The sequence below is a fragment of the Ureibacillus chungkukjangi genome (assembly GCF_044795995.1).
Taxonomy (GTDB): domain Bacteria; phylum Bacillota; class Bacilli; order Bacillales_A; family Planococcaceae; genus Ureibacillus; species Ureibacillus chungkukjangi.
Genome location: NZ_CP085009.1, coordinates 2,384,232 through 2,401,406, shown reverse-complemented (window position 1 = coordinate 2,401,406; position 17,175 = coordinate 2,384,232). Strand labels below are relative to the sequence as shown.

The window sequence follows — 17,175 nt, the reverse complement described above, 5'->3', positions numbered from 1 at the left end:
CATTGCCCCGAACAGGATGATAATTGTGGAACGGGGAAGAGAGGAAGCATCTCATTACTCCGAAAAGAACAAAAGTAGTGGAACCGGGAAGAGAGGAAGCATCTCATTACTCCGAAAAGAACAAAAGTAGTGGAACCGGGAAGAGAGGGAGCTTCTCATTACCCCGAAAAGTAAGAAAATAGTGGAACGGGGAAGAGAGGAAGCATCTCATTACTCCGAAAAGAACAAAAGCTTCAAGACCGAGAAGAGAGAAACCTTCTCATTACCCCGAAAAGAACAAAAGTAGTGGAACCGGAAAGAGAGGGAGCTCCTCATTGCCCCAAAAAGCACAAACGCTCCACAATCGGGAAGAGAGAAAGCATCTCATTACCCCAAAAAGCACAACGCCCCATAACCGGAAAGAGAGCCCCGACAATCCCCAATAACAAAAAAACTGTAGCAAGCTCAAATTCTTGAGCTTACTACAGCGTAAAAGTGCAAATTATTTAAGCACGTGCTTGTGCTTGTTTTAACTCTGCATTCATAGCTTCGTCAAATTCTTTTTCTGATTTAGAAACCACTACAGTTGCAACACCGTTACCAATTAAGTTCGTTACGGCACGAGCTTCTGACATGAAACGGTCAACCCCGATTAGTAACGCGATTCCTTCAACTGGAATCATTGGGAAGGCAGCTAAAGTAGCAGCTAAAGTGATAAATCCAGATCCAGTTACACCAGCAGCACCTTTAGAGGTAATCATTAATATACCTAGTAAAGTAAGAATTTGAATCCAAGTCAAATCTACACCATAAGCCTGTGCGATGAATAATGCAGCCATTGATAAGTAGATTGCAGTACCATCTAAGTTGAATGAGTAGCCAGTTGGCACAACTAATCCAACTACTTGTTTTGAACATCCAAATTTTTCTAGCTTGCGCATCATGGATGGTAGGGCAGATTCAGATGAAGATGTACCAATAACTAAGAAAATTTCGTCCTTAATGTAAGCGATAAATTTGAAAATATTAAAGCCGTAGAATTTCGCGATAGATCCTAAAATTAAAATAAGGAATAGCGCCATCGTAATATATACTGCAGCCATTAATAATCCTAAGTTTCCAAGAGATGCTAAACCAAAGTTACCGATTGTATAAGCCATTGCACCGAATGCACCAATAGGAGAGAACTTCATAACCATACCAACAATTTTAAAGAAAATCTCTGAAACCTGTTCAAAGAAAGTAATAACTGGTCTTGATCTTTCGCCAAGTGAAGCAGCAGCCATACCGAATAATACAGCAGCAAATAATGTAGGTAATAATTCACCATTAGCAAGAGCACCAACAAAGTTAGATGGAATAATACTAGCGATGAAAGCTCCAATTCCGTGTTCCTGATTTGCAGCAGCTTCAGTGTATTGTGAAACGTCAGCACCAGAAGCTGAATTTGTATTGATACCTTCACCAGCATTAACTAGTAGGGCAACAGCGATACCGATTGCAAGTGCGATCGTTGAAACGATTTCAAAGTAAATTAACGCCTTACCACCGATTTTACCAACCTTTTTCATATCTCCCATTGCACCGATACCGATTGCGACTGTTAAGAAGATAATTGGAGTAATTAACATTTTAATTAATTTGATAAATAAATCCGCTAAAATTTTTAAGCTTGCCCCAAACTCTGGCCAGATTGCCCCAACAATAACACCTAAAATGATTGCAATAATAACTTGAACTGTTAGGTTCTTAAGGAATTTCATTTCTCTTACATCCTCCTTATAAATTAAGAAACTTAAATGACATCGCTTTCAATATCTGAAACTATAATAACGTATAGTTTTCTAAAAAAACTGTTTAGTTTTTAATGGTTATATCGTTCATTTTGTTCAAGACTTTGTGAAATCACTCACAAATAGCTATATATCAACGTTTTTACTGTTATAATACTATCTTCAGTTTTCGTTTTATTGTTATAGTACAAAGTTTGGGAAAATAAAAAAAGCTACCTATTTTGCAAGGTAGCGGTATATTGTTCATTTTGTTCATTATTAATCTATCTGTTTTATTTCATTTATAAGATCATCTAGATAATGACCATTAATGTTTTTCTCGTAATGTGAATAGATAGGAGACAATTTTTCTTTCCATTCGATTTTGTTTTGCACATTTAATTCATAAATCTCGACACTTGGTATTGCTTTTAAATAATTTAAGTTTTCATCATTAAATTGCTCTGCACGGTCAAATTGCCAGCTCTGCATTTGGGTAAGGGAATCGGTAATGATCTTTTGAATATCCTCATCAAGGCTATTCCAAAAATCTTCATTCATCATGACTGCATAGGCTAAAATTCCATGATTTGAAAGGGTAATATGGCTTTCCATCGTATGAAATTGTTTCGAATATATATTTGAAATGGTATTTTCTTGTGCATCTACAATGTTTTGCTGTAAGCCGGAATATACATCGCCAAATGAAGTAGCAATTGGTTTTGCTCCTAGTAGCTCAAATTGTTCGTGAAGTATATCACTAGTCATCATACGAACACGTTTATCCTTAAAGTCCATGACTTCAATTATCGGTGTTGTAGCTGCTATTTGTTTAAAGCCATTATTCCAAAATGTTAACCCTTTAACATTAATGCTATCAAGCTCCAGTAAGAGGGATTTACTAGTCTCGCCCTTTAAAACCTTCTTTAACTGATTATTATCTTCTATAATGAAGGGAAGATCTAGAACCTGCCAGTTTGATAATGTCTTTGTCACCTTAGAAATTGTCGGAGCAATCATCTGTATTTTGTTTTCTCTCAGCGCATCTAATTCATTTTCATCATTATAGAGCATGCCGTTCGGGTAAAGCTGGACTACTACTTTACCATTGCTTTTTTCTTCTACGAGCTCTTTAAATTTTTCAGCTGCAATTCCTTTTGGTGTGTTTTCTGCAACGACATGGCTAAAATGAATCGTTATTTGTTCATTTAACCCCTGCTGCTCGTCATCAAGAGGAAGGCTGGTAGTAGAAAAAATATTTTGACGATAGCTAAATAGTGCGATTAATATAATGATAGTAATCAAAGAACCGGTTAGAAAGTATTTCATTTTTTTCACCACAATTACACATTTTTATAGATAATTATAAGCGTTAAAAATGTAATGTAACAGTTTTATTTGAAGGAGAGACAATAATGTTTTTCAGAAAATTATCGATGAATAAAAAACTAATGATGTTAACCTTTTTCATTATTGTCTTTTCTTTTTTAATCGCCGGTACCTTTGTAATGGGGAGCCTATTAAAAGAAAGAGAAGAGGATATCGGGCAAGAAGCAATGCTTGTAGCACGTACTGTGGCCAATTTACCTGAGATTAAATCACTGCTACAGAGCACCGATTTCGATACAGCTTCAGATACAATCAACGAAACGGTAGAAGAAATTCGTTTTATTAATCAAGCGGACTATATTGTCATCATGAATACTGATCGTGTTAAATACTCTCATCCCTCCATCAAAGAAATCGGTCAAGTGAGCAAGTCAACGGATATGGATGCTGCTTTTGCAGAGCATTATTATTTATCGAAGGCAAATGGTGAACAAGGAGCTACTATACGGGCGTTTGTACCGATTATGAATGAGTTCAACAATCAGATTGGGGTAGCCCTAGTTGGCTTCTTGCTGCCATCACCATTTCAAATTTTTATGGACTATCAAAATGAAATTTTAATTACAATCGCTATCTCTGTACTATTTAGTATGTGGGGAGCTCATACCTTGGGGAGACATATAAAGCTGCAAATGTTTGGACTGGAGCCCCATGAAATCTCGAAAATGTATGTTGAAAGAACGGAAACCTTTAACTCGATGCATGAGGGTATTATTGCTGTTGACAAGGATTTAAATATTACCATTTTCAATAAGAAGGCAAGTGAAATTTTAGGTGTAGAGAAGGAGCCGTTCTATTATTTAGGAAAGAATATCTATGAAGTGTTACCTGATACGAGATTACCGGAAATTGTGCTAACGGGTAAGCCTGTATATGACCAAGAAATTTATGTAAACGAACGCAGTATTTTAAGTAATCGAATTCCAATACTTGTGAATGGAAACAAGGTGGGAGCAGTTGCTGTCTTTAAGGATTTAACTGCATTTAAACAGCTGGCTGAAGAGCTAACAGGTGTTAAGGCGTTTGTACAGGCTTTAAGAGTGCAGACCCACGAATATAAAAATAAGCTACATACCATTTCAGGGCTTATACATTTAGGGCACATCAAACAGGCATTAGAATATTTATCGCAAGTTCAAGATGAACATGACAATGTAACAAAATTTCTCAATGAACGTATTTACAATGAAAATATATCAGGCTTATTATTAAGTAAAATAAGCCGAGGAAAAGAGCTTGGTATAACTGTTACTATTGATAAGGAAAGTAGATTTACAAAATTCCCTGAAAAAATAGATCATCATGATTTTGTAGTCTTATTTGGGAATTTAATTGAAAATGCCTTTGATTCATTTGTGGGGATGGACCAAGCAGAAAAAGAAATTAATATTTCCATTGATGATAATGATGGTATGCTAGCTATTTTGGTAAGCGATAACGGAATGGGAATGTCAGAGGATATTCAAGCTCGTATATATGATAGTGGGTTCTCCACAAAAGACAATGAAGGCCGTGGAATTGGTTTATATTTAGTAAATGAAATTGTTCAAAAAGGTAATGGTACAATGGAAGTAACGAGTGAAGTTAATAAAGGGACAACATTTATAATTACTTTTGAAATTTAAAGGGGGAATCATCGTTGGATACGATCAATGTGTTACTCGTAGAAGATGACCCAATGGTAAGGGAAGTAAACAGGCAATTTATCGAACGTGTGAATGGATTTAAAGTAGTTGGTATGTGTAGTAATGGGATACAGGGCTATAACCAAATTGTCGAGCTTAAGCCACATCTAGTGATTATGGATATTTTTATGCCAGAACAAGATGGTCTAATCACCCTTCGAAAAATTCGTAATGCCAATTTACCTGTCGATGTGATCACTGTCACTGCGGCAAATGATATGCAAACAATTCAGCAAATCCTGCATTTGGGTGTTTACGATTACATCATGAAGCCATTTACTTTTGAAAGAATCCAGCAAACTTTATTAAATTATTTTAACTTTAAGTTGAAGACATTTGGACTTCAAGATATTACACAAAACGAATTGGATGAGATGATTCATCCCTATCGTGAGCTAGAAGAAGTAGCTGGAAATGAATCGCCGATCTTGACAGAGCTGCCAAAGGGCTTTAACCGTACTACCTTGGACAAGGTACTTCATTTTGTAAAACTTTCAAAAGAGGGCGTCTCTGCCGATGAAGTTGCTGCTGCTATTGGAGTTGCTCGTGTAACAGCAAGAAGGTATTTAGACTTTTTGGAAAAACAAAGCTTTATTCATGTCGATGTGCATTATGGCGGTGTAGGAAGACCGATAAATCATTATTTTGTAAAGTAATTAGTAGTCATTTCCGTATAGAGGAAATGGCTATTTTTTTTATGGAAAGGAAAATTTTTAAATGAAATTTTCTTAAGAAAACATCAACTCGCACCTTTTAATCAATTTGTGTTTTTCTAAAGTATTTCTATTCTATTAAACAGTACACTTAAATGCCTAACTGCATATGATACCTTTAGAACAACTTCGTCTAAGTATGAAGAAAGGAGATTTTTATGCGCCCTCAAAGTTTTCATAACCAAATGCCACCAGGTCGCCCTTTTAACCAGTTCCAAGGACCAAGAGGCAACTTTGGAGGTAGACCACCTCGGTTTCCACAACCTGGAATGATGCCGCCACCTGGTAGAGGACCAGCTCCGGGACCTGGAATGGGACCTGGAATTGGCCCAGGAGGAGGTTCACCAAAATTACAATCGTTTATGGATACTGCCAATAGATTTTTAGCAACTGCTCAAGGTTTTCAGCCATTAATACAACAAGCAACACCTATGTTCCGTAATTTACCTGCACTTTGGAGATTATATAAGGGCTTCCAGGGCTTACCAAAAACAGATGGTCCAACTGAACATGGTCATGGAGAACCCTTTAGTCTAGAGGATAGCTCAGAAATTCCAGAGAACTTTGGAAGACCAGATGGACACGAGAGAGCTGATTTTCATGAAAGACCAGAAGGACCAGTAAGACATGAAAGACATGAAGCACCAGTAAGGCAAGGAATGTTTGCAAGACCTTCCAGACCAGGAAGAAGAGAAAGCTTGGAAGAATATAATATTTCTGAATCACCTACTTATACCGAAAAAGTAAAGCCGAAAAAAGTGTCTACACGTCCTTCAGTTCCGAGAATTTTCCAGCCACCATATTATTTTGATGAATAGATTTTGAAAAGCTAGAAGGAAGTTTTGAATTAAGCGTGTCGCTCCGTTATAATAGGTCTATGTACCACAAAAGGAGTTGACATGATGCAAGTCATTAAAATAAATCCAAGAGGCTATTGCTATGGTGTAGTGGATGCAATGGTTATTGCACGAAATGCCTCATTAGATAAATCATTACCGAGACCGATTTATATATTAGGTATGATTGTTCACAATAAACATGTAACAGATGCTTTTGAAAAAGATGGGATCATTACATTAGATGGTGAAAACCGTAAAGAAATTATTGAAAAGGTTGATAAAGGAACAGTAATCTTTACAGCTCACGGTGTTTCACCTGAAATTCGAGAGATTGCTAGAAAAAAAGGACTTGTTTCAATTGATGCAACATGTCCTGATGTAACGGTGACACATGATCTAATCCGTGAGAAATCAGCAGAAGGCTATGATATTATTTACATCGGTAAAAAGGGACATCCAGAACCAGAAGGAGCAATTGGTGTTGCACCTGACCATGTCCATTTAGTACAAAGTGCAGAGGATATCGATGAATTACAACTGGATAACGATAAATTGCTTGTAACAAACCAAACGACAATGAGTCAATGGGATGTTAAAATAGCAATGGATTATTTAAAAGAAAAATATCCACATATTCAAATTCATGAAGAAATTTGTCTTGCTACTCAGGTTCGCCAAGAAGCAGTTGCTGAGCAAGCAGGCAAAGCGCAATTACTAATTGTAGTAGGAGATCCGAAATCGAATAACTCTAATCGCTTAACACAGGTGTCTGAGGAAATTGCTAATACACCTTCACACCGTATTGCAGATATATCAGAGTTAAAGATTGAGTGGTTAGATGGCATTCAAAATGTTGCTGTAACAGCTGGTGCTTCTACACCAACACCAATCGTTAAAGAGGTCATTACATTCTTGGAGAAATTTGACCCTCAAGATCCGGCTACACATGTTATAAATCGAACAGTTACAATCGATAAAATTTTACCAAAAATTAAAGAACCAAAACCGGTAGAAAAAATCATGCCATATTAAATTACCGGGTAAAATAAAAAATCAGGAGCATCTCCTGGTTTTTTTATTTTGGCATCAAGTGGGCGTATTCATTTGTAAAAGTTTCGACTTAAATTCGGTATCAACGAACAATTTAAATCAATAATTGTTTTTTAAGGGGATTATTTCATTTGATGGAATAGACTTAATATTCTAAAAGCCTTGATATGCCTTGATTTTGACACTTGTTTAGTTGTTCTTTGTTCACGATAGATGGTACAATATAAAAACATATTAGGAGGTACGAAAAATGTCGAAGTACTCAGATTACGATTTAAAGCCATTTTTAAAAGATGCTATTGCAAAACTAGGCTTTGAAGAACCAACACCGATTCAAAAAGAAATGATTCCACTTATATTAAAAGGGAAAAGTGCGATTGGACAAGCGCATACAGGGACAGGGAAAACACATAGTTTTCTATTGCCGATTGTTCAACGTATTAACGAAGAAAAGCAAGAAGTTCAAGCAGTTATCACGTCTCCAACGAGAGAGCTTGCACAACAAATTTTCGATGCACTTGGCCAATTACTTGAAGAAACAGAAATTCAAGCAAAATTGTTCATTGGTGGAACTGATAAACAAAGAACAATTGATAAGCTTAAAACTCAACCACAAATTGTAGTAGGAACACCTGGACGAATTCGTGATTTAGTAAAAGAAGGTGCATTGCTTGTTCACACTGCACAAATTTTAGTAGTTGACGAAGCTGATCTTGCTTTTGATATGGGATTCATCGAAGAAATCGATGGTTTTGCCTCTCATATGCCAGAAAAGCTTGAGATGTTTGTCTTCTCTGCAACAATTCCGGAGAAATTACAACCATTCTTAAAAAAATATATGGATGCTCCAGTCCATATCCATATGAATGATAAAAAACCAGTGGCAGAAGGAATCGATTTCGTTTTAGTGCCGGTACGCTCTAAATCAAGAAATCGCCGACTGGTTGAAGTAATGGAAGCTATTAATCCATTTTTAGCTGTTATTTTCTGTAATACAAGAAAAAATGCTGAAGCAGTAGCAGGCTACTTAGCAGAGCAAGGTATTCGTGTAGGACAAATTCATGGGGATTTAAGTCCTCGTGACCGTAAAAAAATGATGAAGCAGGTTCGAGATCTAGAATTCCAATATATCGTGGCGACTGATTTAGCAGCGCGTGGTATTGACATTCAAGGGATTTCTCATGTTATTAACTACGAGATTCCAGAAGATCTAGAATTCTTTATTCACCGTGTAGGCCGTACTGCACGTGCTGGTAACAAAGGGACAGCTATTACATTATTTGAGCCAGAAGATGAAGATGCAGTGGTTCGTGTAGAAAAAATGGGTATTCCATTTGTTCAAAAAGATGTGAAAAACGGTGAATGGATTGAGTTAAAGGAACGTCACTCAAGACAAAATCGTGCAAAGCATGAAAATGAAATTGACGTGATTGCAAAATCAAAGGTACGTAAACCGAAAAAGGTTAAGCCAGGGTATAAGCGTAATATGCGCTGGGAAATGGAAAAGATTAAAAAGAAAGAAAGACGAAAGAAAAATCGTCAAAAATAAATTCAAATTGAGTTAAGAATAAGTTACGGATAAGAGGGCTCAAAACTTTCTTATCCGCATTTGTGTTATTAAGGCTAATCTAAAAGGCTTGGCAATAAGCCTAGTTTTCTAATAGGAGGACTTGAAAATGTTGTTAGGTTCACATGTTTCCATGAGTGGAAAAGAAATGCTTCTAGGCTCAAGTAAAGAAGCCGCTTCATATGGAGCATCCACGTTTATGATTTATACTGGCGCACCGCAAAATACGCGTCGTAAACCAATTGAAGAGTTAAATATCGCAGCAGGGTTATTACATATGAAAGAAAATGGTCTTTCGAATATTGTAGTTCATGCTCCTTATATAATTAATATTGCAAATACCACAAAACCCGAAACCTTTGCTCTAGGAGTCGACTTCCTTCAAAAGGAAATCGAACGTACTGCTGCAATCGGAGCAACCCAAATTGTACTACATCCAGGTGCGCATGTAGGTGCAGGAGTTGAGGCTGGTATTGCGAAAATTATTGAAGGCTTAAACGAAGTATTATCTACCGATTATCCTGTCCAAATTGCTCTTGAGACAATGGCAGGAAAGGGCTCAGAGGTTGGTAGATCCTTTGAAGAGCTGGCTCAAATCTTTGACGGCGTAAAAAATAATGACCGTCTATCAGTATGCTTTGATACATGCCATACCCATGACGCTGGTTACGACATTATCAACGATTTTGACGGCGTCCTAGCGAAATTCGATCAGCTAATTGGTATCGACCGAATCAAGGTAGTTCATGTAAATGATAGTAAAAATGTTTGTGGAGCTGGAAAGGACCGCCATGAAAACATTGGCTTTGGACATATCGGCTTTGAAGCACTTAAATCAATTGTTCACCATGAGGCTTTCGTAAATGTACCAAAAATCCTTGAAACACCATGGGTAGGCACTGACGCCAAAAACAAAAAAGCACCATACAAATTCGAAATAGAAATGCTGAAAACTGGTGACTACAAGCCATCAGAAATCGAAGCATTGCTAGTTTAATATAAGCTGCGAGACACCAAGCAAATTATAATTGCGTGGTGTTTTTTTGTTTATGGAAATTATGAAGTCAAGATTGTTGGTACCTCTCTGATAGAGTAAATTATATGTTTTCTAATTTTGATAGCTCTGATTTTTCGTCGTATTGGGCGATCTCATAAGAGGAGAAATTCCCGCTAATGTAGAGATAGAGCCTTAAAAAGCAAATATAAGCGAAAGATTTCCCGTTAACTGCCTTTAATTAGAGGAATTTCTTGGATTTTACCACTATAACAGGAAAATCTTTCTTTATTTTTAAGGAAATATAGAGATTTATCAAATTAAGCGGAATTTTTCCTTTTATTTATAATAAGCAAATCTAATTCTCCGCTTTGTGGATAGCTTTCTATAAAAGTTAAAGCCCTTGAACATTTTTGTTCAAAGCTTTTGAGTAGAGTGGAGAACCCGATAAAACTCTTGTTCTACCTTCATGCTCCAAGCAAAATATCTAGTCTTCGCATTTTCCCTGTATATAAACCTCCTTAAATTTACCCTACATACCAGATATATGGAATTTATCCCATAGAGTAACATAGTATAAACTGATCAGACAGTTTTCGTAGTATTTTAGTGCTTATTTTTAAGATTGAAAATTGACTAGCTTAAGGAACTAAAAAGTGGTAAATACTATACTCATCTTAAATCTCTTGGAGGAATTAATGAAAACGAGGCTAATTCTTTCTATTGTTATATTGTTTTTGATCGCTGGCCCGTTGCAAATTGTACAAGCTACAACGGATATAGAAAATACTATTCAGACACAGTTGGGAAATCAAAATATTAGCGTGTCATTACGTGATGTGGACAGTGGCGAGTTGATCTATATGAAAAACGGTGATGTGGCTATGAAGCCGGCTTCTACTTTAAAGCTATTAACAGCTTCTGCTGCACTCGAAATGCTTGGACCGGACTATCGCTTCCAAACCAAGCTCTATATCGATGGAGAAGTTGAAGGGAAAGTGCTAAACGGTGATATCTATGTTAAAGGTGGGGGCGATCCAACTTTACAAAAGAAGGATTTCACTTTTATGGCCGATATTTTAATGTTCTATGGAATTCAGCAAATTAATGGAAATCTATATGGGGATGAGTCTTTATTTTTAGGAGAGCAGCTTACACCAGGAATTGCAAAGGATGACGAAAGCTATTATTTTGCAGCAAGAACATCAGCTTTATCGATGTCACCAGATAATGATTACGATGCAGGGACCATTATTATAAATGTAAACGCTGCTTCCAATGTTGGTGGTCGACCAACCTTCAGTGCTGAACCGAGTTTGAGCGGAATGATTATAAATAATCTTGCGGTAACTGTTAACAAAGGCCAAAAAAATAGCATTGAAATATTACGTGAGCATCGAACAAATCGAATTACAATCACTGGAAATATCCCTTTAAACACAAGCTTTAAGGATTGGGTCACTTTAAATGACCCTACCATCAATACTTTGCATGCTATTAGAGAGTCCTTTGAGGCGTCTGGACTAGCCTTTGCAGATACTATGAAAATCGACAGAGGTATCGTTCCAAAGGGCGCAAATTCAATTTATACAAAGTATTCCCTGCCTTTAAAGTCATTAATGTATCCATTTTTAAAGCTTAGCAACAATAGTATGGCGGATATCTTCATCAAAACAATGGGAAGGGAATTCAATGGGAAAGGGGATACGATTGAAGGACTAGCAGCCTTAAAGGAGCATGGCATTTCTATCGGTTTAAATATGGAAAACTGGAGCTTTGAGGATGGCTCAGGTATGTCCCACGCTAACAAAGTGACTGCTAATGAACTCTCTCTGCTATTGACCAAAATAGATGAAAGTCCTTCATTTAAATTCCTTCACTCAAGCTTACCAATTGGTGGACAAACCGATCGAATTATTGGGGGATCATTAAAAAATCGTTTTACTCAAGAAAATTACAAAAATCGAGTGATTGCAAAAACAGGTCATATTTCAGGAGTCTATACATTAGCAGGCTATGTAAAGGCAAACAGCGGAAGGACTTTTGCTTTTACTATTATGACTCAAAACCAGACATCTGTTCGATTGAACGCTATTGATGAAGTCGTGAAAAAAATAATTTTACAATATTAAAAAGAGGTTTCTTCTCAAAGAAGCCTCTTTTTTGCAGCTAAGTATAATGGTTAAGGTCTTAATGAAAGTCCGAGTTTTCTAGTGAATCTCATTTTTAATAGCTCTCTAAATATTTTAGTAGCTTTTTTAGTTTCTTTTTTCCAATAATCGTTTCTACATCTCTTAAAAATGAATTGGGTATGCCAGTAAATAACCAAGTGATGGAGGCACGCTGAGATAAGGGTCTTAAACGTTGTACCTCTTCAATCGTTAAATCAATCCCATATTCTCTTGAAAACTTCACAATTTCTCGATCTGATTTAGAAAGAAATTGTTCAATAAACTCGATCTGTTTCAAAAATATAACATCCTTTCAAGGCGCTTTACAAAAATCTTCAAGCTTTACATAAAAACTAAGTAAACTTACTTTACTTTTGGCTAGGAATGAACTATACTAACAAGTTGTAAATCGTAATGATTATGAATTAGAAAGAAGAGAAAATATGAGTCAAACATTAATTGATATGAAGAACGTTTCCTTTCAATATGAATATACACAAGTTTTAAAAAACATTTCGTTAAAGGTCGAGGAAGGAGATTTCCTTGCCATCCTTGGTCCAAATGGTTCAGGTAAGTCGACTTTGTTAAAGCTATTACTAGGATTATTAAAGCCGATGACAGGAGAAGTTCAGCTTTTTGGCCAAACAAATGAAACATTCCATAATAGAGAGTGGATTGGCTATGTTTCTCAAAAATCCAATGCATTCAACTCAGGCTTTCCAGCAACTGTTGAAGAGGTTGTTAAAAGTGGTTTAACAAAAAAAATTGGCCTATTTAAAAGAATGCCAAAGGATGTTAATAGTAAAGTGATAGCGGCGCTAAGCTCAGTTGGTATGGAGCAATTCCTAACTCGTAATATTGGTCAGCTATCAGGTGGACAGCAGCAAAGGGTGTTTATCGCGCGTGCTCTTATTTCAGATCCTAAGGTATTGATTTTAGATGAGCCAACTGTAGGAATCGATCACGAAAATGTCCAATCATTTTATGATATGCTTGCAAAGCTTAACGAGGAACAAAATAAGACAATTATTTTAGTTACTCATGATGTTGATACGGTATCCAACCGAATCAGTCATGTTGCCTGCTTAAATCAAACGATTCATTTCCATGGCTTTAAAAAGGAGTTTGATACAATTTCTCAAACTCAATTAGACAATTGGTATGGACATTCCGTTAGAAAGATTCATTAATGAGGAGAAGGCAAAATGATTGAAGCAATTTTAAACTATGAATTTTTACAAAATGCCTTTATCTCTGGGCTAATTATTGGAGTTATTGCACCGTTACTAGGTGTATTTATAGTAGTAAGAAGAATGTCACTAATCGCAGACGCGTTATCTCATGTTACGTTAGCAGGGATAGCGGGAAGCTTATACTTAAGTCAGAGCTTCTCAGCATTAATACTTTTAAATCCAATTTATTTAGGAATTGTTGCTGCAGTTAGCGGCTCTATATTAATCGAGCGATTGCGTCGACTTTACAAGCATTATGAAGAGCTCGCGATTCCGATTATTATGTCGGCAGGGATTGGTTTGACTGCGATTTTTGTTTCATTGGCAAGCGGCTTTAACACGGATTTAATGAGCTATTTATTTGGTTCGGTTTCAGCTGTCTCGAGGCAAGACCTATGGGTTGTAGTAAGTATTGCCATTGTGGTCATTATATTTATCTTTTTATTCTTTAAAGAAATGTTTGTCTTAGCCTTTGATGAAGAATATGCCCATGCAAGTGGGCTACCAGCAAAATGGATTCATTTCTTATTCATGCTTGTAGTGGCATTAGTGATTGCTGCAAGTATGCGAATTGTTGGGATTTTATTGGTTTCATCATTAATCACTTTACCTGTTGCAGCGAGTATGCGAATTGCAAAAGGATTTAAACAAACGATTATCTATTCGATTCTTTTCGGGGAAGCGGCTGTTATAATAGGGTTAATAAGTGCGTATTATTTGAACCTCGCACCGGGGGGAACAATCGTAGTAACATCAATTATAATTTTATTGATTGTGATCCTCGTTAAAAAGCTTTTACTTAAAACAAATGCAAAAGAAAGGGGAGCAGTTAAGTGAATTTAACAAAAGCATGGGAAATATTAAAGGATAATGGTTATAAAAAAACAGATAAACGAGAGTTAATATTGAATATGTTCGAAGAAACTGAAAAATATTTAACTGCAAAGGATCTCTTATCTGTTTTGAAAAAAGATTTTCCTGGCATGAGCTTTGATACAATATATCGTAATTTATCTACATTTGTTGATCTTGGTATTTTAGAAGAAACAGAGTTGAATGGTGAAAGAAATTTCCGTATGCAATGTGAATCTGATCACCACCATCATCACTTTATTTGCATGGAATGCGGGAATGTAAAGGAAATTTCAATTTGTCCAATGGAAATGCTAAATGAAAAGCTTCCAGGATATACAATTGAAGCCCATAAATTCGAAATCTATGGAAAATGCACAAGCTGCAATTAGTCATAAGTAATGTTTAGTTATAAATTTAAATACTATTATTTTGAAAAATATGTTATATTGCTTTTAAGTGAATATTGTTTGCAGGAAAAAGATGCGTATTAACGCTTAATTGGGAATTCGGTTAAATGCCGAAGCTGTATCCGCAACTGTATGTGTTAGTTTTGAAGAATAAGCCACTGTCTCAGGATGGGAAGGCTCTTTGAAATGCTATGCACAAGCCAGGAGACCTATCCTTTTCTGATCGTAACAAACCTCTTCGGAAATAAAGGGAATGTACGGCATAATTGAATGAATCTATTTGTATAAGTTTGTTCTGTAATCTTTTGCCATCCGTTATTTGGGTGGCTTTTTATATTCTCTGAAATCTGAATTGGTCATTCACTAATCAAAATTTCATGGAGGTGAGGATAATTCGAAAGGATATTCGCTATAGCTGCTATCCGTTTATGCGTGAAAAAGGAAGTTTGGTTGATTATGAAATTCGAACAGATTCACTTACAACTAGAGTCGGAGCGATTTTGCCAATGTTAAATACAGATGAAGCATGCAAAGATGTGTATGAGGATTTACAAGTCATCCAGCCACTATGCTATCATTTGAACGGCTCTGTACGTGGGAAATTGGCGATTTCACAGGAAGATTTACAATGGTTGAGTAGTCGCTATGATTATTATGTTGAAGAGGTAGGAGAAGTGATTAAGCAATTTTTATTGCCTCAAGGTAGTGAAGTGGGTTCCTTGCTTCATATCTGTCGTAGCGAAGCAAAAAAATCCTACCGTGCGCTACATAAAGTAAGCGAAGAACGTGATGTACCTGAAATATTGTTCGATTACTTGGGGTTACTTGCAAACGTATTTTTTGTAATGGCTGTCTATTCAAATCAAAAGCATGAAGTAAAGGAAATTCCATTTATAAGTAAATCTTACCCAACAAAGAAAAAAAGAAAAGAGGAAATACGATGAAAGCTATAAACAAAAAATGGCTAGCACCTCTAGCTATTTCATTATTATTAGTTGGTTGTTCAACTTCAGTTGAGCCAGCCAAAAAAGATGATGCGAGCACTACAGAAGAATCTGGTGCTTATACAGTGATTGATGATCGTGGAGTGGAAGTGACGTTTGAGGAAGTACCAAAAACAATCGTATCCTTACAACCAAGTAATACTGAAATTTTATTTGAATTAGGGGTAGGCGAGCAAATAATCGGTGCAACGGAATTTGATACATACCCTGAAGAAGCACTTGAAATTGAACGTATTTCAGATTCTATGACTATTAATACCGAAAGAGTAGTTGAATTGCAGCCTGACGTAATATTTGCATATACAGTTGGGGAAGAAACACATATCGAACAATTAGATAATGCTGGGCTGAAGGTATTTGTTATTCAAACTGCTTCAACTATCGAAGATGTTTATGGAGATATTGAGCAAATTGCAGAAGTATTAAAAGTTGAAGAAAAAGCAGATGAAATTGTTACTGGAATCGAAAATCAAATTGAAGCGGTTCAAGAAAAAACGGTCTCTCTAGATAAAAAGGAAAAAGTTTACTTTGAAATCTCGCCATCGCCTGATATTTGGTCAGTTGGCTCTGGTACTTTCCAGCAAGAGCTAATTGAAGCTGCTGGAGTTGAAAACATTTATGCCGATCAGCAAAGCTGGTTTGCAGTATCAGAAGAAGATTTAATTATTCGTAATCCAGAAGCGATTATAACTACTGTAAATTATAGTGAGGATCCAAAAGGCGAAATTTTAGCACGTGAAGGATGGTCAAATATTACGGCTGTTCAAAATGAAGAGGTTTATGAACTGAACGCTGATATCTTAGATCGTCCAGGACCACGAATCGGGGAAGCGATTGAACTAATTGCTTCAACCATTTATCCGGAAATTTTTAACTAAGTGAAATGTAAGGAGCAAATTCTTAAGTTGAATTTGCTCTTTTCGAATTTTAAGGAGAAGGTACAAATGAGTAAACTCATCTTTATAACTGGTGGCGTTCGAAGTGGTAAAAGTGCTTTCGCTGAGGATTATGCCAAGGAGCTCTATCAGAAATTTGAACGCAAAAATTTATATTATATAGCGTCAGGTGTTGCTTTTGATAGAGAAATGACTGAGCGTATCAAACGGCATCAGGCTGATCGTAAAAAGGCGGCTATCCAGTGGAAAACAATAGAAATTCAAGATGAAGTGGTGTTTAGTGAAGTAATTTATCCAGCTAATTCTGTAATTCTATGGGAGTGTATAACAACCTGGTTAAGTAATGTGTTATACAAAACAGAGCAGCTTGACAGTATCGAACGCATAATTGAAATCGAAAAGTATATTAAAACTTTAAAAAAACAGCTACTTCAATGGACCAAGGATGGCGCAATTGTAATACTTGTATCCAACGAAATTTTTGATGAGCAGAGTTCAACCTACTCAGAAGTGAATTACTATCGTTCTCTTTTAGGCATACTTCATCAATGGATTGTACATCACAGTGACGAGGCCTATGAAATGGATTATAGTAAGATTAAACGTTGGAAATAGAGGTGCT

At 36.3% G+C, this 17,175-nt stretch carries 16 protein-coding genes and 1 riboswitch; of the genes, 13 read left to right on the top strand and 3 right to left on the bottom strand.

The window, feature by feature from the left end; translation table 11 throughout:
- Nucleotides 1–485: 485 nt before the first annotated feature.
- Nucleotides 486–1,742 (bottom strand): dicarboxylate/amino acid:cation symporter, encoded by a 1,257-nt coding sequence (locus tag LG296_RS11920; protein WP_251399110.1) that lies wholly within the window; start codon nt 1,740–1,742, stop codon nt 486–488.
- Between the two features lie 288 nt (nt 1,743–2,030).
- Nucleotides 2,031–3,056, bottom strand: coding sequence for a DctP family TRAP transporter solute-binding subunit (locus LG296_RS11915; protein ID WP_181418081.1), 1,026 nt, complete (start codon nt 3,054–3,056; stop codon nt 2,031–2,033).
- Between the two features lie 110 nt (nt 3,057–3,166).
- Here LG296_RS11915 and LG296_RS11910 point away from each other — a divergent pair, with 110 nt between their 5' ends.
- The 7 genes from LG296_RS11910 (at nt 3,167) to dacB (ending at nt 12,120) form a co-directional block, all read left to right on the top strand.
- Nucleotides 3,167–4,765, top strand: a complete 1,599-nt coding sequence (locus tag LG296_RS11910; RefSeq protein ID WP_107935423.1) for a sensor histidine kinase — start codon at nt 3,167–3,169, stop codon at nt 4,763–4,765.
- Between the two features lie 14 nt (nt 4,766–4,779).
- Entirely contained in the window at nt 4,780–5,481 is a 702-nt protein-coding gene (locus LG296_RS11905; RefSeq protein ID WP_107935424.1) for a response regulator, read from the top strand.
- A 215-nt stretch (nt 5,482–5,696) separates the two neighbouring features.
- Complete coding sequence (locus tag LG296_RS11900; protein WP_248283779.1) at nt 5,697–6,356, top strand: YqfQ family protein; 660 nt, start codon at nt 5,697–5,699, stop codon at nt 6,354–6,356.
- 84 nt (nt 6,357–6,440) lie between these two features.
- Nucleotides 6,441–7,409 carry a 4-hydroxy-3-methylbut-2-enyl diphosphate reductase gene (locus tag LG296_RS11895; RefSeq protein WP_107935425.1) on the top strand — a complete coding sequence of 323 codons (969 nt, stop codon included), beginning with the start codon at nt 6,441–6,443 and terminating at the stop codon, nt 7,407–7,409.
- Between the two features lie 268 nt (nt 7,410–7,677).
- Nucleotides 7,678–8,976 (top strand): DEAD/DEAH box helicase, encoded by a 1,299-nt coding sequence (locus tag LG296_RS11890; protein ID WP_107935426.1) that lies wholly within the window; start codon nt 7,678–7,680, stop codon nt 8,974–8,976.
- A gap of 127 nt (nt 8,977–9,103) precedes the next feature.
- Nucleotides 9,104–9,991, top strand: coding sequence for a deoxyribonuclease IV (locus tag LG296_RS11885; protein WP_107935427.1), 888 nt, complete (start codon nt 9,104–9,106; stop codon nt 9,989–9,991).
- A 695-nt stretch (nt 9,992–10,686) separates the two neighbouring features.
- Nucleotides 10,687–12,120: a D-alanyl-D-alanine carboxypeptidase/D-alanyl-D-alanine-endopeptidase gene (dacB, locus tag LG296_RS11880; protein ID WP_107935428.1), complete on the top strand. Its 1,434-nt coding sequence runs from the start codon at nt 10,687–10,689 to the stop codon at nt 12,118–12,120.
- Nucleotides 12,121–12,214: 94 nt separating this feature from the next.
- On the opposite strand, the gene LG296_RS11875 is transcribed toward dacB, so the two are convergent.
- On the bottom strand, nt 12,215–12,457 hold the full coding sequence (locus LG296_RS11875) for an endonuclease IV (RefSeq protein WP_107935429.1): 243 nt from the start codon (nt 12,455–12,457) through the stop codon (nt 12,215–12,217).
- 145 nt (nt 12,458–12,602) lie between these two features.
- On the opposite strand from LG296_RS11875, the gene LG296_RS11870 reads away from it, so the two are divergent.
- From LG296_RS11870 to LG296_RS11845, 6 genes are all read left to right on the top strand, one after another.
- Entirely contained in the window at nt 12,603–13,349 is a 747-nt protein-coding gene (locus LG296_RS11870) for a metal ABC transporter ATP-binding protein (protein ID WP_107935430.1), read from the top strand.
- A 15-nt stretch (nt 13,350–13,364) separates the two neighbouring features.
- Nucleotides 13,365–14,228, top strand: a complete 864-nt coding sequence (locus LG296_RS11865; protein ID WP_107935431.1) for a metal ABC transporter permease — start codon at nt 13,365–13,367, stop codon at nt 14,226–14,228.
- A complete protein-coding gene (locus LG296_RS11860) occupies nt 14,225–14,635 on the top strand; it encodes a Fur family transcriptional regulator (protein ID WP_107935432.1) in 411 nt (136 codons plus the stop codon). Before LG296_RS11865 ends, LG296_RS11860 begins: the two co-directional genes overlap by 4 nt.
- A 72-nt stretch (nt 14,636–14,707) precedes the next feature.
- Nucleotides 14,708–14,885, top strand: a riboswitch (cobalamin riboswitch).
- A gap of 160 nt (nt 14,886–15,045) precedes the next feature.
- Nucleotides 15,046–15,597: a hypothetical protein gene (locus LG296_RS11855; RefSeq protein WP_107935467.1), complete on the top strand. Its 552-nt coding sequence runs from the start codon at nt 15,046–15,048 to the stop codon at nt 15,595–15,597.
- Complete coding sequence (locus tag LG296_RS11850; RefSeq protein WP_107935433.1) at nt 15,594–16,535, top strand: ABC transporter substrate-binding protein; 942 nt, start codon at nt 15,594–15,596, stop codon at nt 16,533–16,535. The genes LG296_RS11855 and LG296_RS11850 overlap by 4 nt, the downstream gene beginning before the upstream one ends.
- A gap of 66 nt (nt 16,536–16,601) precedes the next feature.
- Nucleotides 16,602–17,168, top strand: a complete 567-nt coding sequence (locus tag LG296_RS11845) for a bifunctional adenosylcobinamide kinase/adenosylcobinamide-phosphate guanylyltransferase (protein ID WP_107935434.1) — start codon at nt 16,602–16,604, stop codon at nt 17,166–17,168.
- Nucleotides 17,169–17,175 lie beyond the last annotated feature (7 nt).